The sequence below is a fragment of the Aeromicrobium tamlense genome, from assembly GCF_013408555.1.
Classification (GTDB): Bacteria; Actinomycetota; Actinomycetes; order Propionibacteriales; family Nocardioidaceae; genus Aeromicrobium; species Aeromicrobium tamlense.
This window is the reverse complement of sequence record NZ_JACBZN010000001.1, coordinates 2,894,149-2,915,737: the sequence shown is the minus strand read 5'-3', so window position 1 is coordinate 2,915,737 and position 21,589 is coordinate 2,894,149. Positions and strand designations below refer to the sequence as shown.

General features: G+C 70.3%; 21 protein-coding genes. 15 read left to right on the top strand and 6 right to left on the bottom strand.

Annotated elements, in window-relative coordinates; translation table 11 throughout:
* Window positions 1-11: 11 nt before the first annotated feature.
* From BJ975_RS14290 to BJ975_RS14245, 10 genes are all read left to right on the top strand, one after another.
* Window positions 12-1,520, top strand: a complete 1,509-nt coding sequence (locus tag BJ975_RS14290; RefSeq protein WP_179427090.1) for an AMP-binding protein — start codon at window positions 12-14, stop codon at window positions 1,518-1,520.
* Complete coding sequence (locus tag BJ975_RS14285) at window positions 1,517-2,326, top strand: SDR family oxidoreductase (RefSeq protein ID WP_179427088.1); 810 nt, start codon at window positions 1,517-1,519, stop codon at window positions 2,324-2,326. Before BJ975_RS14290 ends, BJ975_RS14285 begins: the two co-directional genes overlap by 4 nt.
* A gap of 184 nt (window positions 2,327-2,510) precedes the next feature.
* Window positions 2,511-3,476 (top strand): sugar ABC transporter substrate-binding protein, encoded by a 966-nt coding sequence (locus BJ975_RS14280; RefSeq protein ID WP_179427086.1) that lies wholly within the window; start codon window positions 2,511-2,513, stop codon window positions 3,474-3,476.
* A 13-nt stretch (window positions 3,477-3,489) separates the two neighbouring features.
* Complete coding sequence (locus BJ975_RS14275; protein WP_179427084.1) at window positions 3,490-5,130, top strand: sugar ABC transporter ATP-binding protein; 1,641 nt, start codon at window positions 3,490-3,492, stop codon at window positions 5,128-5,130.
* A complete protein-coding gene (locus BJ975_RS14270; RefSeq protein WP_179427082.1) occupies window positions 5,127-6,125 on the top strand; it encodes an ABC transporter permease in 999 nt (332 codons plus the stop codon). The genes BJ975_RS14275 and BJ975_RS14270 overlap by 4 nt, the downstream gene beginning before the upstream one ends.
* Before the next feature lie 78 nt (window positions 6,126-6,203).
* A complete protein-coding gene (locus BJ975_RS14265; RefSeq protein ID WP_179427080.1) occupies window positions 6,204-7,433 on the top strand; it encodes an acyl-CoA dehydrogenase family protein in 1,230 nt (409 codons plus the stop codon).
* Window positions 7,433-8,182: an SDR family oxidoreductase gene (locus tag BJ975_RS14260; RefSeq protein ID WP_218845948.1), complete on the top strand. Its 750-nt coding sequence runs from the start codon at window positions 7,433-7,435 to the stop codon at window positions 8,180-8,182. Before BJ975_RS14265 ends, BJ975_RS14260 begins: the two co-directional genes overlap by 1 nt.
* Window positions 8,179-9,237 (top strand): phosphotransferase family protein, encoded by a 1,059-nt coding sequence (locus tag BJ975_RS14255; protein ID WP_218845947.1) that lies wholly within the window; start codon window positions 8,179-8,181, stop codon window positions 9,235-9,237. Before BJ975_RS14260 ends, BJ975_RS14255 begins: the two co-directional genes overlap by 4 nt.
* On the top strand, window positions 9,234-10,214 hold the full coding sequence (locus BJ975_RS14250) for a cyclase family protein (RefSeq protein WP_179427078.1): 981 nt from the start codon (window positions 9,234-9,236) through the stop codon (window positions 10,212-10,214). Before BJ975_RS14255 ends, BJ975_RS14250 begins: the two co-directional genes overlap by 4 nt.
* A 43-nt stretch (window positions 10,215-10,257) precedes the next feature.
* On the top strand, window positions 10,258-10,947 hold the full coding sequence (locus BJ975_RS14245) for a TetR/AcrR family transcriptional regulator (RefSeq protein WP_179427076.1): 690 nt from the start codon (window positions 10,258-10,260) through the stop codon (window positions 10,945-10,947).
* A 20-nt stretch (window positions 10,948-10,967) separates the two neighbouring features.
* Here the strand turns inward: BJ975_RS14245 and BJ975_RS14240 are convergent, their stop codons facing one another.
* Entirely contained in the window at window positions 10,968-11,720 is a 753-nt protein-coding gene (locus BJ975_RS14240; RefSeq protein ID WP_179427075.1) for a nitroreductase, read from the bottom strand.
* Window positions 11,721-11,795: 75 nt separating this feature from the next.
* Here BJ975_RS14240 and BJ975_RS14235 point away from each other — a divergent pair, with 75 nt between their 5' ends.
* Entirely contained in the window at window positions 11,796-12,605 is an 810-nt protein-coding gene (locus tag BJ975_RS14235) for an alpha/beta fold hydrolase (protein WP_179427074.1), read from the top strand.
* A gap of 53 nt (window positions 12,606-12,658) precedes the next feature.
* Here BJ975_RS14235 and BJ975_RS14230 read toward each other — a convergent pair whose 3' ends face one another.
* Window positions 12,659-13,660: an NADP-dependent oxidoreductase gene (locus BJ975_RS14230; RefSeq protein ID WP_179427073.1), complete on the bottom strand. Its 1,002-nt coding sequence runs from the start codon at window positions 13,658-13,660 to the stop codon at window positions 12,659-12,661.
* 101 nt (window positions 13,661-13,761) lie between these two features.
* On the opposite strand from BJ975_RS14230, the gene BJ975_RS14225 reads away from it, so the two are divergent.
* Window positions 13,762-14,721: a phosphotriesterase family protein gene (locus tag BJ975_RS14225; RefSeq protein WP_179427072.1), complete on the top strand. Its 960-nt coding sequence runs from the start codon at window positions 13,762-13,764 to the stop codon at window positions 14,719-14,721.
* Between the two features lie 213 nt (window positions 14,722-14,934).
* On the top strand, window positions 14,935-16,296 hold the full coding sequence (locus BJ975_RS14220) for a DEAD/DEAH box helicase (RefSeq protein WP_218845945.1): 1,362 nt from the start codon (window positions 14,935-14,937) through the stop codon (window positions 16,294-16,296).
* A 90-nt stretch (window positions 16,297-16,386) separates the two neighbouring features.
* Here BJ975_RS14220 and BJ975_RS14215 read toward each other — a convergent pair whose 3' ends face one another.
* Complete coding sequence (locus tag BJ975_RS14215; RefSeq protein ID WP_179427071.1) at window positions 16,387-17,193, bottom strand: alpha/beta fold hydrolase; 807 nt, start codon at window positions 17,191-17,193, stop codon at window positions 16,387-16,389.
* Between the two features lie 222 nt (window positions 17,194-17,415).
* On the opposite strand from BJ975_RS14215, the gene BJ975_RS14210 reads away from it, so the two are divergent.
* Together BJ975_RS14210 and BJ975_RS14205 are read left to right on the top strand one after the other, a co-directional pair.
* Complete coding sequence (locus BJ975_RS14210) at window positions 17,416-18,276, top strand: poly(ethylene terephthalate) hydrolase family protein (protein ID WP_179427070.1); 861 nt, start codon at window positions 17,416-17,418, stop codon at window positions 18,274-18,276.
* Between the two features lie 135 nt (window positions 18,277-18,411).
* On the top strand, window positions 18,412-18,963 hold the full coding sequence (locus tag BJ975_RS14205) for a GNAT family N-acetyltransferase (RefSeq protein WP_179427068.1): 552 nt from the start codon (window positions 18,412-18,414) through the stop codon (window positions 18,961-18,963).
* A 5-nt stretch (window positions 18,964-18,968) separates the two neighbouring features.
* Here the strand turns inward: BJ975_RS14205 and BJ975_RS14200 are convergent, their stop codons facing one another.
* The 3 genes from BJ975_RS14200 to BJ975_RS14190 are packed head-to-tail and all read right to left on the bottom strand — an operon-like array spanning window position 18,969 to window position 21,567.
* Entirely contained in the window at window positions 18,969-19,241 is a 273-nt protein-coding gene (locus BJ975_RS14200) for a DUF7218 family protein (RefSeq protein ID WP_179427066.1), read from the bottom strand.
* A gap of 56 nt (window positions 19,242-19,297) precedes the next feature.
* Window positions 19,298-20,281: a homoserine O-acetyltransferase MetX gene (gene metX, locus BJ975_RS14195; RefSeq protein WP_179427064.1), complete on the bottom strand. Its 984-nt coding sequence runs from the start codon at window positions 20,279-20,281 to the stop codon at window positions 19,298-19,300.
* Window positions 20,278-21,567, bottom strand: a complete 1,290-nt coding sequence (locus BJ975_RS14190; protein WP_179427062.1) for a bifunctional o-acetylhomoserine/o-acetylserine sulfhydrylase — start codon at window positions 21,565-21,567, stop codon at window positions 20,278-20,280. The genes metX and BJ975_RS14190 overlap by 4 nt, the downstream gene beginning before the upstream one ends.
* Window positions 21,568-21,589 lie beyond the last annotated feature (22 nt).

Genomic DNA, 21,589 nt, shown 5'->3' with positions numbered 1-21,589 from the left:
GGTCCCCCCGCATGGTCAACATCGCCGCCGATGTCTGGGCTCACGCCGAGTCCGATGCCGATCGCGTCGCGATCCGCTCGCCCCGCACCATCACCTTCGGCCAGCTGCGCCGGACGAACGAGCAGGTCGCCGGAGCCGTCCGCGCCGCGGGCGCCGCGCCGCTCGACCGGGTGCTGTTCATCGCGCCGAGCATCCCGGAGTTCCCCGAGATCTACTACGGCCTGCACGCCGCCGGCGTCACGGTCATCACGATGAACACGATGTCGACCGAGCCGGAGATCGGCTACGTGCTCGACGACTCGGGCGCCTCGCTCGTCATCGCCTGGCACGAGTGCGCCGACAACGCGCGCGCCGCCGCCGCCGACAGGGGCCTGGACTTCTGGCAGATCGACGCCGGCTTCTCGTTCGACGCCGAGCCGCTCACCGAGCCGCACCAGCACGCGGCCCAGGACACCGCGCTGATCCTCTACACGTCGGGCACGACGGGCCGCCCGAAGGGCGCCGAGCTCACGGCCGCGAACCTCGTCGACACGGTGACGTCGTTCCAGCCGGTGCTCAACATCGATCCCGACGACCGCTTCGGCACCGGGCTCCCGCTCTTCCACGTCTACGGACAGGCCGTCTGCATGAACACGACGCTGTCGACCGGCGCCTCGTTCTCGCTGGTGCACCCCTTCGACCCGAAGGTCATGCTCGACGTGATGGTGGCCGACGAGCTCACCACGCTGGCCGGCGTGCCGACGATGTGGAACGCGATGCTGCACGTCGGGGGCGACTACACGGCCGACGACTTCACCGCGCTGCGACTGGCCACGTCGGGCGGCGCGAGCCTCCCGGTCGAGGTCATCCGGGCGTTCAAGGACCGCTTCGGCTGCGCGATCCTCGAGGGCTACGGGCTGACTGAGTCCACGGGCGCCGCGACCTTCAACGACATCAACCGCGAGCAGAAGACCGGAACGGTCGGACCCGCGCTGCCCGGCTCGACCATCGAGGTCCGCGACCCCGAGGGCAACGTCCTCGGCGCCGACCAGCCCGGCGAGGTCTACATCCAGGGCCCGACGATCATGAAGGGCTACTGGAACCGGCCCGACGCGACCGCCGCCGACCTGCGCGACGGCTGGCTCAAGACCGGCGACATCGGCACGCTCGACGCCGACGGCTACCTCAGCATCGTCGACCGCGTGAAGGACCTCATCATCCGCGGTGGCTACAACGTCTACCCGCGCGAGGTCGAGGAGGTGCTGTACGAGCACCCCGACATCGTCGAGGTCGCGGTGGTGGGCGTGCCGGACGAGCACTACGGCGAGGAGATCGCCGCGGTCACCGTGCTGACCGAGGGCTCCGAGGCCACGACCGAGAGCATCCGCGCCTGGGCCAAGGAGCGGCTCTCGGCCTACAAGGTGCCGCACCTGTTCGCGTTCGTGGACGCCCTCCCGAAGGGCGCCACCGGCAAGATCCTCAAGCGGGCGATCGACCGCGACGAGCTGCGCTCGGTGGCCGCGCAGGGGAACCGCGCATGAGGCTCGACGGCAGCGTCGCGATCGTCACGGGCGCCGGTGGCGGCATCGGCGCGGCCCTGTGCCGGCGCTTCGTGGAGCACGGTGCGCGCGTCGTCGCCACCGACCTCGACGAGGGCCGCCTCAAGGAGGAGGTCGACGCGATCGCCGCCGACCACCCCGGCACGATCGAAGCGCTCGCGGGCGACTGCTCGGATGTCGAGCACATCAAGTCCACGATCGCACTCGCCGAGTCGGCGTTCGGCCCCGTGGACCTCTACGCCGCCAACGCGGGCGTGGGCCTGGGCGAGAACCTCGACGCGACGCCGTCGGACTGGCAGACCTCGATCGACGTCAACGTCATGGCGCACGTGCGCGCGGCCGAGCTGCTCGTCCCGGGCTGGCTCGAGCGCGGCAGCGGCCACTTCCTGTCCACGGCGTCGGCCGCCGGCCTGCTGACCCAGATCGGCTCGGCGACCTACTCGGTCACGAAGCACGCCGCGGTCGCCTTCGCGGAGTGGCTGTCGGTCACCTACGGGTCGCGCGGCATCGGCGTCAGCTGCCTGTGCCCCATGGGCGTCAACACGGCGATGCTCAACAGCGGCGCCGACTCCGACAGCGCGGCGGCGCGTCAGGGCGCGAAGGCGGTCACGCAGGCGGGACTCGTCCTGGAGGCACTCGAGGTGGCGGACATCGTCGTCGAGTCGCTGGGCACGGACGAGTTCCTGATCCTGCCGCACCCCGACGTCCTGGAGTTCTACCGCCGCAAGGGGTCGGACTACGACCGCTGGCTGCGCGGCATGCGCCGCTATCAGGACTCCCTCGCGTGACGAGGGATCCCAGACATCGCCGCGACCTCGCGTCGCGGCATGCGTGGAGCCGCCCGCTCGGACGACTGCACGACGGCGACCGCACGCGCGGCCGTCGGGCGTCGACCGGATGCACCGCATCCGGCCTCGCCACAGGGGGACCGGTGAACCACCCCGTAGGTGGTCAAGAGCTTGAGGAGGCTCGATGAAGTTCCGACGCATCGCACTGGGAGCGACCATGGCTCTCGCCCTGGGCACCGCTGCCGCCTGTGGAGGCTCGTCCTCCGGATCCGACGGCGGAGACGACAGCTACTCCGTCGGCATCGTTCGCTTCGCGCCGAGCGAGGTCACGACCGAGGCCGTCATCAACAAGTACACGAAGCTCGCCGAGGACGAGGGCTGGGAGGTCACCACGGCCAACCCCGACGGTGCCGTCGACAAGGCCATCGGCGCGATGCAGGACTTCGTGCAGAAGGACGTGGACCTGATCATCGTCTCGGTCATCGAGTCGAAGTCGCTGACGGCGGGCCTGAAGTCCGCCAAGGCCGCGGGCATCCCCGTCGCGTCGATCGCGGGCGGCGGCGCCGACGGCGTCACGTTCGACCTGGTCGTCTCGCCGGGCACCGAGGTCCCCGAGGCCATGGTGAAGAACATGGGCGGCAAGGGCCGCGTGCTCGCGCTGGGCTACAAGCCGGGCCTGCCGTGCCAGCTGCGCGAGGATGCCTTCAACAAGACCGTCGAGGGCACCGACATCACCGTCGACCGCCAGGAGGTCCTGATTCCGGGCCAGCTGGAGTCGGGCCAGAAGTTCGCCACGACGTGGCTGGCCAAGAACCCGAAGGGCTCCGAGCCGCTCTCCATCTGGGCCTGCTTCGACGACCCGGCGATGGGCGCGATCGTGGCGGCCAAGCAGGCCGGTCGTGACGACGTGAAGATCTACGGCTACGACGGCACCCCGCCCGCGCTGAAGGCGCTCAAGGAGGGCCAGCTCGCGGCCACCGCGGCTCCGGACACGGCGGGCTCGGCCCAGATGCTGTTCGACGCGACACCCGACGTGATCAAGGGCGGCGTGGACGCCGAGCCGAAGACCGAGGAGATCCCCTTCCCGATCATCACGCCGGAGACGCTCGACCAGTACCTGAAGGACAACCCCGGCGCGGACGCGTCCTGAAGGGCTGGCTGACATGACGATCCGTCCAGAGCTCGACGTGCCCGCGCAGGGCGACGAGGGGGAGAAGATGACCGGAGCCACTGACAGCGTCCGGCCCGGACCGGAGCCGACGACGACGGGGCTGCTCCAGATGCGTGGCATCTCCAAGTCGTTCGGCGGCAGTCGGGCTCTGGACGGCGTCTCGATCGAGGTCGAGCCCGGCTCGGTCCACGCCCTGTGCGGGGCCAACGGCGCCGGGAAGTCGACCTTGGTCAAGATCCTCGCCGGCCTCGAGCGGGCCGACGAGGGTGAGATCCTCCTCGACGGCCGGCGCGTCGAGGTCGCCAATCCGCGCGATGCGGCCGACCTCGGCCTGAGCTTCATCCACCAGGAGCTGAACCTGGTGCCGAAGTTCTCGGTGCTGCGGAACATGGCGATGGGATCGGGTCATCCCGGACGATTCGGGATCCTCGACCTGCGTCGCCTGCGCCGCGAGGCCAAGGCCGTGCAGGAGCGGCTCGGGTTCGACATCCCGCTGGACGTCGAGGTCGAGCAGCTGTCGGTCTCGGACCGGTGGATGGTCTCGCTGGGACGCTCGCTCATGCGCGATGCCCGGTTCATCGCGATGGACGAGCCGACGGCCTCGTTCACCGACGAGGAGGCCAGCCGACTGATGGCGGTGATCGAGGAGCTGACGTCCGACGGCGTGGGCATCCTCTACATCTCCCACCGTCTCGACGAGGTGCTCGAGGTCTCCGACACGATCACGGTGTTCCGCAACGGGCAGAAGGTCGCCACGCTGGACTCGGCGCAGACCGACCGCCAGGAGCTGACCACCCAGATCGTCGGCCGCGAGGTCGAGAAGCTGGTGTCGCGACTCGAGGCCGAGGCCGACGAGACCGTCGCCGAGACCCGGCCGGTGCGGCTGTCGGTGCGGAACCTGAGCCGTGCGCCGCGGGTGATCGGTGCCTCGTTCGACGTCCACGAGGGCGAGATCGTGGGCATCGCCGGCCTGGTCGGCGCGGGCCGCACCGAGCTGGCGCGGCTGCTCATCGGCGCCGACCGGGCCACCGGCGGCACGATGACGCTGAACGACGCGCCGTACGCGCCGAAGTCGCCGCACGAGGCACTGCGCGCGGGCATCGCGCTGGTGCCCGAGGAGCGGCGCAGCCAGGGGCTGGTCCTGACCGACACGGTCGAGAACAACCTCGCGATGGCCGAGCACGGCTCGTCGCCGAGCATGCGCTCGCGGTTCCGGCCGAAGTCGTCCCGGGCCACCGGGCAGGCCCTCATGGAGCGCTTCTCCGTGAAGGCCCGCTCGATCCGCGACACCGCCCACCACCTCAGTGGTGGCAACCAGCAGAAGGTCGTCGTCGGCAAGTACGTGCGGACCAGTCCCGGTCTGCTCGTGCTGGACGAGCCGACCGTGGGGGTGGACGTCGGCGCTCGCGCCGAGATCTACCGGATCATCACCGGACTGGCCTCCGAGGGCACCTCGGTCCTGGTCATCTCCAGTGACTTCGAGGAGCTCGCGATCTGCGACCGCGTCCTCGTGATGCGTGGGGGACAGCTGGTCGCCGAGGTCCCGGCCAGCGAATTCGACGAGGACCACCTCACCGCACTGTGCTTCGGAAGCCACGAGAGCTCCGGCACCACCGAAACGGAGGAAGCATGACCACGCTCATGGAGAACGAGCCGACCGCGGAGGCGCCGGCCTCGAAGTCCCACTACTTCGAGTGGTTCGGCCGCTACGGCGCGCTGCTCGTGCTGGCGGCGCTCATCATCGTCACGTCGATCCTGGCGCCGAACACCTTCCCCACGGTCGACAACGCGATCAACATCCTGAACCAGAGCGCGCTCTCGGCCATCATCGCGATGGGTCTGACGTTCGTGCTGGTGACGGGCGAGTTCGACCTCAGCATCGGCAACACGGCGAGCCTCGCCGGCGTGGCCGCGTGCTGGCTCATGGTGAACCAGGACTTCTCGATCCCGCTCGCGCTGGTGGCCATCCTGGTCGTCGGCGGCATCGTGGGCCTGATCAACGGGTTCGTCGTCACCTTCATGAACGTCTCGGCCCTGGTGGCGACCCTGGGTGTCGGCACGATCGTCATCGGCGTGAACTACATGATCTCCGACGGCGCCCCGGTCGCCCTCGGCGATCCGGACGCGTTCCTGGAGATCACGTTCGGCCGCTTCCTGGGCATCCCCTACCCCGTCTACATCATGCTCGTCATCGCGGCGCTGCTGTGGTGGCTGCTCAACCGCACGGTGCTGGGCCAGTCGATGCAGGCCGTCGGCGGCAACCGCGTGGCGGCCGAGCTGTCGGGCATCCGGGTCGACCGCGTGCGCGTCATCGCGTTCGTCGTCTGCTCGATGTGCGCGGCGGTCACCGGCTTCCTGCTGGCGTCCCGCACGGGCAGCGCGGCGGTCTCGGCCGGCGACACGTACCTGCTGAGCGCGTTCGCCGCGTCGTTCTTCGGCTCGGCCGTCCTGCGCGACGGGCAGTTCCACATCCTGGGCACGCTCGTCGGCGTCATCACCGTCTCGGTCGGCTTCAACTCGATCGCCCTGATCGGACTCGAGACCTACTGGCAGTACTTCTTCCAGGGACTGCTGCTGATCCTCGGCGTCGGCGTCGGAACGCTGGCCCGCCGGCGCGCGGCTGCCTAGCGTCGCCACTTCACGAAACCCTTCCCGCGGGGTGCCGGACGCCGGCGCCCCGCACCCCCACCCTGAGGAGACAGATCGATGGACTTCGAGCCCGATGCGATGACGCGTGAGTACCAGGACAAGCTCAACGCCTTCATGGACGAGCACGTGTACCCGGCCGAGGCGGTGTACCACCAGCAGATGGCGGAGTCGGGCAACCCGAACTTCCACCCGCCGGTCCTGGAGGACCTCAAGAAGACCGCCCGCTCGCTGGGCCTGTGGAACCTGTTCCACCCCCACAAGAACGAGGAGTGGGGCTCGCCCGGCCTGACGAACCTGCAGTACGCGCCGTTGGCCGAGATCACCGGTCGCAGCCCCTACCTGGCGCCCGAGGCGATCAACTGCAACGCCCCCGACACCGGCAACATGGAGGTCCTCCAGCTGTTCGGCACCGAGGAGCACAAGGAGAAGTACCTCAAGCCGCTGCTGGCGGGCGAGATGGCGTCGGCGTTCTGCATGACCGAGCCGGCCGTGGCCAGCTCGGACGCGACGAACGTCGAGCTGCGCATGGTGGCCGACGGCGACGAGTACGTGCTGAACGGCCGCAAGTGGTTCGCGTCCAACGCGCTGCACGCGAACTGCCGCGTGCTGATCGTCATGGGCAAGACGAACGTCGAGGCCGAGACGCACCGTCAGCAGTCGATGATGGTCGTCCCGATCGACACCCCCGGCGTCACCGTGGTGCGCGGTCTGCCCGTGTTCGGCTACATGGACCGTGAGGGACACGCCGAGATCCTGTTCGAGGACGTGCGGGTCCCCAAGACCGCGCTCCTGGCGGGCGAGGGCGACGGCTTCATGATCAGCCAGGCCCGCCTCGGCCCCGGCCGCATCCACCACTGCATGCGCTCCATCGGCATGGCCGAGCGCGCGCTGGACCTCATGATCGACCGGGCGCAGGCGCGCACCACGTTCGGCGAGCCCGTCGCTAACCGCTCCAACATCCAGGACTGGATCGCCGAGGCCCGCATCGAGATCGAGGCCACCCGCCTGCTCGTGCTCAAGACCGCGTGGCTGATGGACACGGTCGGCAACCAGAAGGCCCGCACCGAGATCGCCGCGATCAAGGTCAAGGCGCCCGAGATCGCGCTCAAGATCATCGACCGCGCCATCCAGGTGCACGGCGGCGGCGGCGTGACGGACGACTTCCCGCTCGCCAGCTTCTACGCCCACCAGCGCACCCTGCGCATCGCCGACGGTCCGGACGAGGTGCACAAGCGCACCCTGGCCCGGGTCGAGCTGCGCCGCCGCGCCTCGGAGCGTGACGCCTGATGGATCTCGGACTCGCCGGCAAGACCGCCGTGGTGACGGGCGCATCGCGGGGCATCGGCCTCGCGATCGCCCGGGCCCTGCACGACGAGGGCGCGAACGTCGTCCTCACCGCGCGGAAGGAGGAGGACGCCGAGTCCGCCGCTCGCGAGGTGGGTGAGCGTGCCATCGGCATCGGCGCCCACGTCGTCGACGAGGCCGCGTCCCGCACGTGCCTCGAGCGCACGCTGGAGCGGTTCGGCAGCATCGACGTCCTGGTCAACAACGCGGGCACGAACCCGGCCTTCGGCTCGCTCGTGCAGCAGGAGCACTCGCGCTTCGCCAAGACGCTCGACGTGAACCTGTGGGGTCCCACGCTGTGGACGCAGCTGGCGCACGAGCTCTGGATGGGCGAGCACGGCGGCTCGGTGGTGCACACCGCGTCGCTCGGCGCGTTCGCCGTGGGCCCGAACCTGGCGGTCTACCACGCCTCGAAGGCGGCGCTGGTGCACCTGACGCGCCACCAGGCGCAGGAGCTGGGCCCGGGCATCCGGGTCAACGCCGTGGCTCCCGGCGTGGTGCGCACGCGCCTGGCCGAGGAGCTGTGGAAGGAGCACGAGGAGGCCGTCGCGGCGAACACCCCGCTGCGCCGGATCGGCGAGCCCGAGGACATCGGGTCCGCCGTCGCCTTCCTCGCCGGCACGACCGCGAGCTGGATCACGGGGGAGACCCTCGTGATCGACGGCGGCCAGCGCTGGGGGAGCGGACGGTGACCGTCGCCCTGGAGCTGGACGCCCTCGCGGGCTGGATGCGTGGCCGCGGCATCGACGTGGGCGGGACGATCTCCGCGACCCGCGTCGGCCGCGGCCAGTCCAACCTGACCTACCGGCTCCGGGACGAGGAGGGCCGGCAGTGGATCGCGCGCCGGCCCCCGCTGGGCGAGCTGCTCGCCTCGGCCCACGACGTGGTGCGGGAGCACCGCATCCTGTCGGCCCTGCAGGACACGCCGGTCCCGGTGCCGAGGATGGTGGGGGTCTGCGAGGACCCCGCCGTCTCCGACGTGCCGGTCGTGGTGATGGAGCACGTCGACGGCGTCGTGCTGGACACCATGGAGATCGCGGAGTCCCTCGACCCGTCCGTCCGGCGTGAGGTGGGCCTGGGCATCGCGCGCACCCTCGCGGCGATCCACGCCGTCGACGTCGACGCCGTCGGCCTGGGCGACCTCGCGTCGCGGTCGCCCTACGCGGAGCGCCAGCTCAAGCGCTGGACCCGTCAGTTCGAGGCCAGCCGCACCGCCGACCGCCCCGACCTCGACGAGCTGACCGCCCTGCTGCAGGCCCACGTGCCGCCGCCGGGCGACCTCTCGCTCGTCCACGGCGACTTCCACATCCGCAACGTCATCGTCGACGGCGACACCGGCGCCCTGCGCACGGTGCTGGACTGGGAGCTGTCCACCCTCGGCGACCCGATGGCCGACATCGGCAGCACCCTGGCCTACTGGCCCGAGACCGGCGAGACCGCGAGCGGTCTCTTCGAGGCCTCGACCCTGCCCGGGTTCCCCACCCGCGCCGAGCTGGCCCAGGCCTACCTCGACGCCTCCGGGCGCGATGGCGACACGCTCGCCTTCTGGCACGTCCTGGGCGTGTGGAAGGTCGCGATCATCTGCGAGGGCGTCTACCGGCGCACCCTCGACAACCCGGCCAACACGGCCGAGGGCGGAGCGCCCACCCCCGAACGCATCCAGGCGATCATCGACCACGCCTGGCACGTCGCCGAGACGACCGGACTGGCCGGCCGTCGGCTCACCACCCCGAGAGGACGACCATGACCGAGAACGCCACCACCGAGACCACCGCGCCCGACACCGAGGCCGTGCTGGCCGAGTCGCCCACCAACTGGGGCAAGTGGGGCCCGGACGACGAGGTCGGCTCGCTGAACTACCTCGGTCCCGAGGAGGCCGTCCGCGGCGCCGCGGCGATCGTCTCGGGCGAGACCTTCACGCTCCAGGTGCCGATGGGCTCGCCCGGCCACGGCGACCCGGTGTGGCCCGGCCGCGAGCAGATCCAGCGCGAGAACGTCATGGACGAGGGCTTCTTCCAGCGCGGCGAGGGCGACGAGACCCCCGGTGGCGCGCACTACGCCGACGACAAGGCGACGATCTACCTGCAGGCGTCCACGCAGTACGACGCCCTCGGCCACGTCTGGTACGGCGGCAAGATCTGGAACGGGTTCGACGCCACCGAGACGGTCGGCCACATGCGCAAGGCCTCGGTCCTGCCCATCGCGCAGAAGGGCATCGTCGGCCGCGGCATCCTCATCGACATGGCCCGCCACCGCGGCAAGGACCACCTCGACAAGGGCGAGACGTTCACCCACGTCGACCTCGTCGAGGCGGCGAAGGCGCAGGGTCAGGAGATCCAGCCCCGCGACGTCCTCCTCATCCGCACCGGCTTCATCGGCCACTGGTACGAGACGACGCCCGAGGACTTCTACGCCGACTTCTGCGAGCCCGGCCTGACCTACTCGCCCGAGCTCGTCTCGTGGTTCCAGCGGATGGAGATCCCGAACCTCGTCACCGACACCATCGCCAACGAGGTCACGATGGACCCGAACCACGGCGTCGTGCTGCCGCTGCACAGCGCGCTCATGCGCAACCTCGGCGTCACGTTCACCGAGATCGCCTGGCTCGACGACCTGGCGGCCGCCTGTGCTGCCGACGGGCGGTGGACGTTCCTCTACACGGCGGCCCCGCTGAAGGTCGTCGGCGGCACCGGAGCGCCCGTCAATCCCGTGGTGATCCGGTGAGTCCGGGCGACAAACAGTTACCGGACAGTAGGATCGACGTGTCATGAGCGAAGCAGAAGCAGAGGACGTCGTCCGCGAGCTGCCGACCCTGGTCGACACCTCCCGGGTCCGCGAGATGCCCACCACCGCGCGCGGCGTGCGCACGCGCGCCGCGCTGGTGGCCACCGCCCGCCAGGTGTTCGAGCGCGACGGGTTCATCAACTCGCGGCTCGCCGACATCACGGCCGGGGCGAACTGCTCGATCGGCACCTTCTACACCTACTTCGACAGCAAGGAGGAGATCTTCACCGCTGTCATGCAGGCGGCCGCCGACGACATGCTGCACCCGGGCCTGTCCCGCGTCGACGACGACCTGAGCAACGTGGCGGGCATCCTCGAGGCGAGCAACCGCGCCTACGTCGAGGCGTACAAGCGCAACGCGAAGCTCAACCTGCTGCTCGAGCAGGTGGCCACGATCGACCCGGACTTCCGCAAGCTGCGCCTCGAGCGCGGCAAGGCGTTCGCCGAGCGCAACGCGCGGTGGATCAAGCGGCTCCAGGACGCCGGCTACGCCAATCCCGAGCTCGATCCGTACATGACGGCACGCGCGCTCTCGCCCATCCTGGGGCGCATGGCGTACCACGTGTTCGCCCTGGAGGAGCCGGGCATGAGCGAGGACGCGATCGTCCGCACGGCGACGCGGGTCTGGATGGACGCGCTCGGCGTCCCGCTGGACGGCTCCAAGCGCGCCTGAGGCCTACTCGAATCCCACGCTCAGTCGAAACCCACGAAGCGAGCGACCTCGTCGACCGACTCGCGTGCCGAGCGCACGTGGTTGGCGGCGAAGTCCTCGTCGGGATAGCCCATCGCGACGGCGGTGAAGATGACGTGGTCGTCGGGGATGCCCGCCTCCCGGCGCACCGCGGCGCCCTGCATGATGCCCTGGCTGTTGATCACGGTGCCGAGCCCGCGTGACCACGCGGACAGGACGAGCGCGTGCACGACGGCGCCGAGGTCGAAGTGCGCGATCGGGCTCACGGCCTCGAGGCTGCGGTCGTGCGCGATGACGATCGACACCGGCGCGTCGAACTGGCGGAAGCCGCGCATCGTCCAGTCCAGCCGCGCGTCCTGGTCCTCGCGGGCGATCCCCATCGCGCCGAACAGGCGCTTGGCGATGTCGACCTGCCGGTCGCGGTGCTCGCCCTCGTAGCGCTCGGAGACGGTCACGTCGCGCTGGATCGGGGCGCCCGCCAGCATGAGCCGCGTGTTCTCCTCGCGGATGCGGTCGAGGACCTCGCCCGAGAGGACGTGGAACTTCCACGGCTGGGTGTTCATCGACGACGGCGCGAGGATCGCGTCGGCGAGGACGTCGCGGATGACGTCGGCCGGGACGGGATCGGGCCGGTAGCCGCGGACGCTGCGCCGGCCACGGAGGAGGTCGGCGAGCGGCGCCTCCGGTCCGGCGCCGAGGGCCTGCTGCTCCAGCGAGCCGGGGCGGGCGGGGGACAGGGCGCTCTCGGAACTCATAGTCGAAATCATATTCGGTTTCAGGTTAGTGTGACCCAAGACCGTGACACAGGTCACACGAGAGGATCCCCCCAGATGACGACCATCCACGCAGCAGGCAGCACGTTCCACGTCGAGGACACGGGGGAGGACGACCTCCCCACGGTGGTGTGCCTCCACTCCCTGTTCCTCGATCACCGCATGTTCGACGGCCTCGTCGAGGCGGGCCGTGGCCGGTTCCGCTTCGTCCGTCCCGAGTTCCGCGGGCAGGGCGCGAGCGCCCCCGCCGAGACCGACGAGGTGACGATGGAGCAGGCCGCCGGCGACACCGCGGCCGTGCTCGACGCGCTCGGGATCAGCGATGCGCTGGTCGTCGCCTCGTCCATGGGCGGCGACGTCGCCGCCCGCCTGGCCGCCTACCGTCCCGACCTCGTCCGTGCGCTGGCGTTCGTCGGCTCGTCCGTGCGCGCGGAGCCGCCGGAGAAGGTCGAGGAGTACGTCGCGTTCGCGACGAGCGCCGCGCAGGACGGCTTCGTGGGCGACACGCTGGAGTTCCTGAAGCAGGTCATGCTCGGGCAGTCGACCCTGGCCGACCCGCAGAAGAAGGACGTCGTCGACCTGTGGTCCGGGCGCATGAGCGAGCTGCCCGCCGAGCTCCTGCCCGCCATGGTCGGGGTCATGCGGCGCAAGGACGCCACGCCGCTGCTCCCGTCGATCGCCGTGCCCTCGCTCGTGGTCTCGGGCGAGGAGTGCCCCGTGCGGCCGCCGGACTGGGCGGCCGAGCTGGCCGACGGCCTGCCGGACTCCGAGCTCGTGATGGTGCCGAAGGTCGGCCACAGCCCGCTGCTCGAGGCTCCCGACACGGTCGAGCCGAAGGTGCTCGACTTCCTCGCCGCGCACGCCTGAGACGACGAACGGCGCCGGAGCGATCTCGCTCCGGCGCCGTTCTCGTGCGGGGGTCAGGCGACCTTCAGCACCAGCTTGCCGGTGTTGCGGCCCTCGAACAGGCCCAGCAGCGTCTGGCCGAAGTCCTCGACGCCGCCCTCGGCCACGGTCTCGCGCGCGACGAGCTTGCCCGAGCCGATGAGGTCGGACATGTCGGCGATCGCCGCGGCGTCCTTCTCGGGGTAGTCGAAGACCAGGAAGCCCTGCATCTTGGCGCGGAAGACCAGCAGCGACATGTAGCGCTTCGGGCCCGGAGCCAGCTTCTCGTCGTTGTACGTCGAGACGGCGCCGCAGATGATGACGCGGGCGCCGTGGCGCAGGTTCGCCAGCGCGGCGTCGAGGATGTCACCGCCGACGTTGTCGAAGTAGATGTCGATGCCCTTCGGGGCGACCTCGCGCAGGCGCTTCAGGACGTTCTCGTTCTTGTAGTCGATCGCCTCGTCGAAGCCGATCTCCTTGAGCCAGGCGCACTTCTCGGCGCCACCGGCGATGCCGATGACCGTGCAGCCCTTGGCCTTGGCCAGCTGGCCCGCGACGCTGCCCACCGCGCCCGCGGCGGCGGAGATGACGACGATGTCGCCCTCCTTCATCTCACCGACCTCGTGCAGGCCGTGGTAGGCCGTGAGGCCCGGCATGCCGAGCGCGCCCAGCCACGTGGCCGGTCCGGCGACCGACGTGTCGATCTTCTGCAGGCCCTCGCCGTTCGAGATGGCGTACTCCGTCACGCCAAGCGTGCCGGTGACCGCGTCGCCCACGGCGAAGTCGGGGTGGTTCGACTCGACGACCGTTCCCGTGCCGGCGGCGCGCATGACCTCGCCGATCTGCACGGGCGGCAGGTACGAGCGCACGTCGTTCAGCCAGCCGCGCATGGCGGGGTCGAGCGAGATGTGGTCGACCTTGACGAGGAGCTCGCCGTCGCCGGGCGCCGGCAGGTCGACCTCCTCGGCCGACCACGTGGAGTCGTCCGGCAGACCGGTCGGTCGCTGGGCCAGGGTGATGCGCTTCGTGTGGGTCACGAAAAATCCTCTCGAAAGGCAGTTGAATCCGATCTCAAATTCAGTACTGTGATCCTAAGGGTGTGACACAAGCCACATCAACTGAGCATCCAAGGAGTGCCATGGCCACCGTGCAGACCGTCAAGGGCCCGATCGACAGCAGCGAGCTGGGTCGAACCCTCGTTCACGAGCACGTCTTCGTCCTCGGCGAGGAGTTCCGCATCAACTACGACGGCGAGTGGGACGAGGACCAGAAGGTCGCCGACGCCGTCCGCGACCTCAACGACCTCAAGGCCGCCGGGATCGACACGATCTTCGACCCGACCGTCCTCGGGCTCGGCCGGTACATCCCCCGCATCCAGAAGGTCGCCGCGCAGACGGACCTCAACATCGTCGTGGCCACCGGCCTCTACACGTACAACGACCTGCCGCACCAGTTCGAGCACCGCGGCCCGGGCCTGCTGTTCGACCAGCCCGAGCCGCTCGTGGAGATGTTCGTCAAGGACATCACCGAGGGCATTCTCGACACCGGCGTGAAGGCCGCGTTCCTGAAGTGCGTCATCGAGGAGCCGGGCCTGACGCCGGGCGTCGAGCGCGTCATGCGTGCCGTCGGCCAGACCAGCTCGCAGACCGGTGCGCCCGTCACCGTGCACACCAACCCGCACACCCGCTCGGGCCTCGTGGCCCAGAAGGTCCTCGGCGAGGAGGGCGTCGCCCCGGAGAAGATCGTGCTCGGTCACTCCGGCGACTCCGACGACGTCGACTACCTGACCGAGCTGGCCGAGAACGGCTCGCTGCTGGGCATGGACCGCTTCGGCCTCGACGTCTACCTCAGCACTGAGAAGCGCGTCGACACGATCGTCGAGCTGGTGCGCCGTGGCTTCGTCGACAAGATCACGCTGGCGCACGACGCCTCGTGCTACATCGACTACTTCACGCCCGAGGACAAGGTCGCGATGCAGCCGAACTGGAACTTCCGTCACATCCCCGACGACGTGGTCCCGATGCTCCTGGAGAAGGGCGTCAGCGAGGACGACGTGGACACGATGCTGGTCAAGAACCCGCGCCGATACTTCGAGTGATCCTCCCACTCGAGAGCGCAGGGCCCCGGTGCGAACCACCGGGGCCCTGCTGCGTCGGGGGAGTCCGGGGTCACGTCGTCACGATGGGGGTCCGCGGGCGTCCGGCTGTTAGGCTCGACAGGTGGACGCGCCGTTCGAGCGCCGTCCGGCCCGACGATGTTGCGCGGAGAATCGCGCCCCTGGCAAGCGGGCACCTCCACTGATTGAGACCCCTTGACCCAGATCGACCGCGGCGTTTCGCTGCCCACCTTCGACGACCTCTCCCTCCCCGACGGCCTCGTGCGCAAGCTCGCGCAGCAGGAGATCGTCAACCCCAGCCCCATCCAGCAGGCCGTCATCCCGGCCGCCCTCGAGGGCCGCAACGTCCTCGGCCGTGCCCGCACCGGCTCGGGCAAGACGCTCGCGTTCGGCCTGCCCGTGCTGGCCCGCCTCGCCGGCGGCACCAGCCGCCCGAAGGCGCCGCGCGCGCTGATCCTGCTGCCCACCCGCGAGCTCGCGATCCAGGTGCACACCGCCCTGCTGCCGCTCGCGCAGAAGATGGGTCTCAAGCACACCACCGTCTACGGCGGCGTGCCGATCAACAAGCAGATCAACACCCTCAAGGGCTCGATCGACCTCGTCATCGCGACGCCCGGCCGCCTCACCGACCTGCTCGACCGTCGCTGCCTCACGCTCGACGGCATCGAGATCACGGTGCTCGACGAGGCCGACCACCTGTGCGACCTCGGCTTCTTCAAGCCGATCGACGCCCTGCTCTCGCGCACCCCGAAGCACAGCCAGCGGCTGCTGCTGTCGGCCACGCTCGACGGCGACGTCGACAAGCTCGTCCGTCGCCACCTGCCCGACCACGCGCTGTTCGAGGTCGACCAGGTCGAGGACAAGGTCGAGACGATGGAGCACCACGTGCTCGTCACCGAGCCGACCGAGAAGACCCGCACGGCCTACGAGCTGCTGAGCGCCAACCCGCGCAGCATCGTCTTCACGCGCACCCGCCGCGGCGCCACGCGCCTGGCGAAGCAGCTGACCCAGAAGGGCGTCACGGCCGTCGACATGCACGGCGACCTCTCGCAGCGTCACCGCGAGCGCAACCTCGCGCAGTTCACGCGCGGCGACGCCACCGTGATCGTCGCGACCGACGTGGCCGCCCGCGGCATCCACGTCGACGGCATCGGCCTGGTCGTCCACTACGACGCCCCCGCCGAGCACAAGGCGTACCTGCACCGCTCGGGCCGCACGGCGCGCGCCGGCGAGTCGGGCTCGGTCGTCACGATGACCACCCCCGACGCGCTCAAGGACGTCATGGTCCTGCAGCGCAAGGCCGGCGTCACCGCCCGCCACCACCAGGCCGGGTCGGCCCCGTCGCCGATGACCGCGGAGTCGCTCGCGACCTCGGGCACCGAGGCGCCCGAGCTGCCCGCCGACAACCGCTCGCGCGGCGGCTCGGCCCCGGCCCGCGGCGGTCGTGGCGGCCAGAGTCGTGGCGGCCAGAGTCGTGGTGGCCAGGGCGGCCGCCCGCAGGGCAACCGGAACCGCAACCGCCGCAGCGGCTCGCGTCCCCCGGCTCGCAGCAACTGACCGCCGCCTCCCGAGATGTGCTCCAATCTCCACCTTTCAGACCCGTTGAATGGTCGAAAAAGGAGCACATCTCGGGTCGCGCGGTGACCCTCAGACGGGGGCGACCTCCGCGAGGTGGCGCTCCAGCACGTCGTTGACGGCCTCGGGGTTCTCGAGGGCGTGCACGTGCCCGGTGTTCTCCATGACGACCAGCTCGGCATGGGGGACCCCGGCGACGATCTGCTCGGACTTCTCCGGCGGGTAGGTCGCGTCCTCGGTGCCGGCGACCACGACGAGCGGCACCCGGATCTTGCCGAGCTCGTCCAGCACGCCCGGCCGGTGCGCGATGTTCCACGCGGCGTCGGCGTACTCGGGTCCGCGGCTCAGCAGCAGCTCGCGGACGCCCTTCAGCACCTCGGCGCGGGACGGATCGGTCAGCGTGGTGGTGCCCATCATGAACTGCAGGACGCCCTCGAGCACCGGCTCCATGCCGTGCGCGGCGAGCACCTCGATCAGCGCGTCCATCTGGTCGGCCTGCTCCTCGACGTCGGCCGACGTGCCCATGACGACGACCGATCGGACGAGGTCGCCGTGGCGGGCGGCCAGCCGCAGGCCGATGAACCCGCCCATGGAGTTGCCGACGAACACGACGGGCTCGAGGTCGAGCGCCTCGATGAGCGCCACGACGTCGGCCGTGTGGGTGTCGTAGTCGAGCTGCTCCCGCGGTGCGCGAGCGCTGCGACCCTGGCCGCGGTGGTCGTAGCGGACCACGCGGTACCGGTCGGAGAACCGGTCGGCCTGGGCCTGGAACATCCGCGCGTCGAAGAACATCGAGGCGCTCATCAGCAGGGCCGGCGCGTCGCGCGGCCCCTCGTCCTCGTAGTAGAGCGTGGTGCCGTTGACGTCGATCGTGGGCATGGGGGACTCCCGTCGTAACTGAAGGTGAACTCACCTTAGCGACATGTGGGCTGGATCACACCCACCTCTTGACAGGCTCGGGGACCCTCGCGCATGGTGGGTCCACCAACTATGTGCACTACCTGTGCATATACCTTGGATCGGCCCGTCATCGGGGGCAAGCCGATGTGTTTGGACGAGCTCGTCCCAACGGTTCGATCCAGACCGTCGAAGGAGACGAGCATGAAACTGTCCAGACTGATCGCGATGGCGTTCGCCGGCGCGGCCCTCACCGCAGGCACGGCGATCCAGCCGGTCGTCGCGGCCGAGAACCCGTACGAGCGCGGACCGGCCCCGACCAACAGCAGCATCGAGGCGACCCGCGGTCCGTACGCCGTGAGCACCAAGACGATCTCGTCGCTGTCCGCGCGTGGCTTCGGGGGAGGCACGATCTACTACCCGACGTCCACGGCCGACGGCACGTTCGGCGTGGTGGCGATCTCGCCCGGCTACACGGCGGCGCAGTCGACGATCCAGTGGCTCGGCCCGCGCATCGCGTCGCAGGGCTTCGTGGTCATCACGATCGACACCAACACGCGACTCGACCAGCCGGGCTCGCGCGGCACGCAGCTGCTCGCGGCGCTCGACCAGACGATCGCCGACACCACGGTGCGCTCGCGCATCGACGCCTCGCGCCAGGCCGTGGTCGGTCACTCGATGGGCGGCGGCGGCACGCTCGAGGCCGCCAAGTCCCGGCGCTCGATCGAGGCCACGGTCGGCCTGACGCCCTGGAACCTCGACAAGACGTGGCCCGAGGTCGAGGCGGCGTCGCTGGAGATCGGTGCCCAGAACGACACGGTCGCGCCCCCCGGCTCGCACGCGATCCCGTTCTACAACTCGCTGACGAACGCGGAGCGGCGCGCGTACCTGGAGCTGCGTGGCGCCAGCCACTTCGCCCCGAACACCAGCAACACGACGATCGCGAAGTACACGATCGCCTGGCTCAAGCGGTACGTCGACGACGACACCCGCTACGAGCAGTTCATCAGCCCGGGCCCGAGCCCGTCGCTGACCAACGGGATCTCGGACTACCGGATCCAGTGAGCACGGGGCGTCGGGGCCGGACTGGGGGGACGGCCCCGACGCCACTCCACTTCTGGAACGCGCTCAACCGTTCTCCTCTCGCGAACGGTTCGACGCGTTCCAGAAGTGCGTCGGGGCGGTGGGTAGGGTGGCGCGATGTCCACCCGTCTCGCCACCGGCGCCGATCTGCCGACCCTCGCCTCCGTCCTCGGCGAGGCTTTCGCCGACTACCCGTGGACCCGCTGGACCCTCCCGGGTGACGGGCGGCTCGCGCGGCTGACCGAGATCCAGGGCGTGTACCTCGCCCACGCGGCCGCGCACGGCGGACGCGTCTGGACGACGCCGGAACTCGACGCCGTGGCCGTGCTCATCCCGACTTCGCTGCCGGACCCGTCACCCGAGGTCGGGGAGCGGATCGTCGCGCTGCACGGCGACGGCTGGCAGCGCCTCGTCGAACACGAGGTCGCGATCGGTCCACGGCGTCCCGAGGCGGACTGGCTGCTCGCCACCGTCGGCGTCGACCCGGCGCAGCAGGGCCGCGGACTGGGCACGACGGTCCTCGAGGCGGCGCTGGCCGACCTCGGCGATGCCCGCGTCCTGCTGGAGACCTCATCGGAGGCGAACGTGCGCCTCTACGAGCGACTCGGGTTCCGCGTCGTCGAGCAGGTCGAGAGCGCCGGCCCCGACGTCTGGATCATGCTCCGCTGACGCCTTCAGGAGTTCCGCAGCATGTCGATCAGCTCGGACTTCCTCTTGCCGGAGTAGCCGCTGAGGCCGATCTCCTTGGCGCGCTGGCGCAGGTCGGCGACGGTCCAGTCCTCGTAGGCGGGTGACGACCCACCGCGCTTGCCGACGGTCTTCTTGCCGTCGCGGGCCGCGGCGTTCGAGATGCGCGCCGCCTTCGACTTCGAGGCGCCGTCGTCGCGCAGCTCCTCGTAGAGGTCGGGGTTCTTGATGCTCGACGGGGTCTTCTTCTTCGGTGCCATGGGATCTCCTCTCGATCCCACGACACCACGACCCGCGGCTCCCCGCGACCGGACGGTCAGTGCTCGAGCAGGGCGCGGGCGAGCGCGCCCACTTGCTCGTGCTCGATGAGGAAGCCGTCATGGCCGTGCGGCGAGTGCACCACGGCGAGCGGCTCGGCGGTGGGGATGAGGTCGGCCAGCTCCTGCTGCTGGTACGGCGGGTAGAGCCGGTCGGAGTCGATCGCGGCGACGACCGTGCGCGCCGTGACCCGGCCGAGCGCGGACTCGAGACCGCCGCGGCCGCGGCCCACGTCGTGGCTGTTCATCGCATCGCCGAGCACGATGTACGACCACGCGTCGAAGCGCTTCACCAGCTTGTCGCCGTGGTGCTGCAGGTAGGACTGCACCGCGAACCGCCCGTCGGGCTGGACCTCGCGACCGAACCGCTCGGCCAGCTCGGCCTCGCTGCGGTAGGTCGTGTGCGCGATGCGGCGGGCCAGCTCGAGGCCGGCCTCGGGCCCGGCGGCCCGGATGATGTCCGCCTGCGTCGAGGTCCAGGCGATCTGCTCGGCCGAGGCGTAGGCCGACGAGGCGAGCAGGAACAGCCGCTCGACGCGCTCGGGGTGCGTGACCGCCCACTCGACCGCGCGCATGCCGCCGGCGGACCCGCCGATCACCGCGTGCCAGCGGTCGATGCCGAGGTGCTCGGTGAGCATCAGCTCGGCCGCGACCTGGTCGCGGACGGTGATCGCGGGGAACCGGTTGCCCCACACGCGTCCGTCGGGTCCGGGCGAGGCCGGACCCGTGGTGCCCTTGCAGCCGCCGAGGATGTTGGCGGCCACGACGAAGAAGCGGTCGGTGTCGATGCCGAGTCCGGGGCCGACGACCTGGTTCCACCACCCGTCGGGTCCGGCGACGATCGAGTCGCCGGTGAGGGCGTGGAGGACGAGGACCGCGTTGTCGCCGGTGAACTCGCCCCACGTGTCGTACGCGACCTCCAGACGCGGGAGGACCTCACCCCCTTCGAGGGTGAGGTCTCCCAGCGGCTGGATCGTGGTCACTTGGCTGCTCGGAACCCGGCGTCCAGGTCGGCGAGGATGTCGTCGATGCCCTCGAGGCCGACGGCCAGGCGGACCAGGCCGGGGGTGACGCCGGTGGCGGCGTGCTCCTCGGGCGTGCCCTGCGAGTGCGTGGTGCTGGCCGGGTGGATGGCCAGCGAGCGCACGTCGCCGATGTTGGCCACGTGGCTGAACAGCTCGAGGGCGTCGATGAAGCGACGGCCGGCGTCGACGCCGCCGGGCAGCTCGAACGTCAGCACCGCGCCGGAGCCACGGGGCGTGTACTTGTCGGCGAGCTCCTTGTAGGGGTTGCCGTCGAGCGAGGCCCAGGTGACCTTCGCGACGTCCTCGCGCGCCTGGAGCCACTCGGCCACCTTGCGGGTGTTCTCGATGTGGCGCTCCACGCGCAGGCTCAGGGTCTCGATGCCCTGGGCGATGAGGAAGGCGTTGAACGGCGAGACGGCCGGGCCGACGTTGCGCAGGTACTGCACGCGCAGCTTGGCGATGAACGCCGCCGGGCCGAGGGCCTCGGTGAAGACGAGACCGTGGTAGCTCGCGTCGGGCGTGTTGAAGCCCGGGTACTTGTCGCCGTGGGCGGCGTAGTCGAACGTGCCGCCGTCGATGACGACGCCGGCGATCGCGGTGCCGTGGCCGCCGATGTACTTCGTGGCCGAGTGGATCACCGTGTCGGCGCCGTGCTTGAGCGGGTTCAGCAGGTACGGCGTGGCGACGGTGTTGTCGACGATGAACGGGACGCCGACCTCCTTCGCGACGGCGCTGATGGCCTCGAGGTCGAGGATGTCGCCCTTGGGGTTGCCGATGGTCTCGCCGAAGAACGCCTTCGTGTTCTCGCGGGCGGCCGCGCGCCAGGCCTCGGGGTTGTTGTTGTCCTCGACGAAGCTGACCTCGATGCCGAGCTTCGGGAACGTGTGGCGCAGCAGCGAGTCGGTGCCGCCGTAGAGGCTGGCGGACGCGACGATGTGGTCGCCGGCCTCGGCCACGTTGGTGAGCGCGCCGGTGGTGGCGGCCTGGCCCGAGGCCACGAGCAGCGCGCCGACGCCGCCCTCGAGGGCCGCGAGGCGCTGCTCGACGACGTCCTGCGTCGGGTTCATGATGCGGGTGTAGATGTTGCCGGGCTCCGCGAGGCCGAACAGGTCGGCGGCGTGCTGCGTGTCGCGGAACTGGTACGAGGTGGTCTGGTAGATCGGCAGTGCGCGCGCACCCGTGGCGGGGTCGGGCGTCTGGCCGGCGTGGATCTGCTTGGTCTCGAACGACCAGTGCTCGCTCATGGATGCTCCTTCGACGTCGGGT

Coding starts and splice junctions, on each gene's coding strand:
- BJ975_RS14250 (WP_179427078.1), top strand. CDS start 9,234: ATGACCGAGAACGCCACCACCGAGACCACCGCGCCCGACACCGAGGCC.
- BJ975_RS14275 (WP_179427084.1), top strand. CDS start 3,490: ATGACGATCCGTCCAGAGCTCGACGTGCCCGCGCAGGGCGACGAGGGG.
- BJ975_RS14235 (WP_179427074.1), top strand. CDS start 11,796: ATGACGACCATCCACGCAGCAGGCAGCACGTTCCACGTCGAGGACACG.
- BJ975_RS14215 (WP_179427071.1), bottom strand. CDS start 17,193: ATGCCCACGATCGACGTCAACGGCACCACGCTCTACTACGAGGACGAG.
- BJ975_RS14285 (WP_179427088.1), top strand. CDS start 1,517: ATGAGGCTCGACGGCAGCGTCGCGATCGTCACGGGCGCCGGTGGCGGC.
- BJ975_RS14190 (WP_179427062.1), bottom strand. CDS start 21,567: ATGAGCGAGCACTGGTCGTTCGAGACCAAGCAGATCCACGCCGGCCAG.
- BJ975_RS14225 (WP_179427072.1), top strand. CDS start 13,762: ATGGCCACCGTGCAGACCGTCAAGGGCCCGATCGACAGCAGCGAGCTG.
- BJ975_RS14200 (WP_179427066.1), bottom strand. CDS start 19,241: ATGGCACCGAAGAAGAAGACCCCGTCGAGCATCAAGAACCCCGACCTC.
- BJ975_RS14290 (WP_179427090.1), top strand. CDS start 12: ATGGTCAACATCGCCGCCGATGTCTGGGCTCACGCCGAGTCCGATGCC.
- BJ975_RS14245 (WP_179427076.1), top strand. CDS start 10,258: ATGAGCGAAGCAGAAGCAGAGGACGTCGTCCGCGAGCTGCCGACCCTG.
- BJ975_RS14270 (WP_179427082.1), top strand. CDS start 5,127: ATGACCACGCTCATGGAGAACGAGCCGACCGCGGAGGCGCCGGCCTCG.
- BJ975_RS14205 (WP_179427068.1), top strand. CDS start 18,412: ATGTCCACCCGTCTCGCCACCGGCGCCGATCTGCCGACCCTCGCCTCC.
- BJ975_RS14240 (WP_179427075.1), bottom strand. CDS start 11,720: ATGAGTTCCGAGAGCGCCCTGTCCCCCGCCCGCCCCGGCTCGCTGGAG.
- BJ975_RS14260 (WP_218845948.1), top strand. CDS start 7,433: ATGGATCTCGGACTCGCCGGCAAGACCGCCGTGGTGACGGGCGCATCG.
- BJ975_RS14280 (WP_179427086.1), top strand. CDS start 2,511: ATGAAGTTCCGACGCATCGCACTGGGAGCGACCATGGCTCTCGCCCTG.
- BJ975_RS14265 (WP_179427080.1), top strand. CDS start 6,204: ATGGACTTCGAGCCCGATGCGATGACGCGTGAGTACCAGGACAAGCTC.
- BJ975_RS14210 (WP_179427070.1), top strand. CDS start 17,416: ATGAAACTGTCCAGACTGATCGCGATGGCGTTCGCCGGCGCGGCCCTC.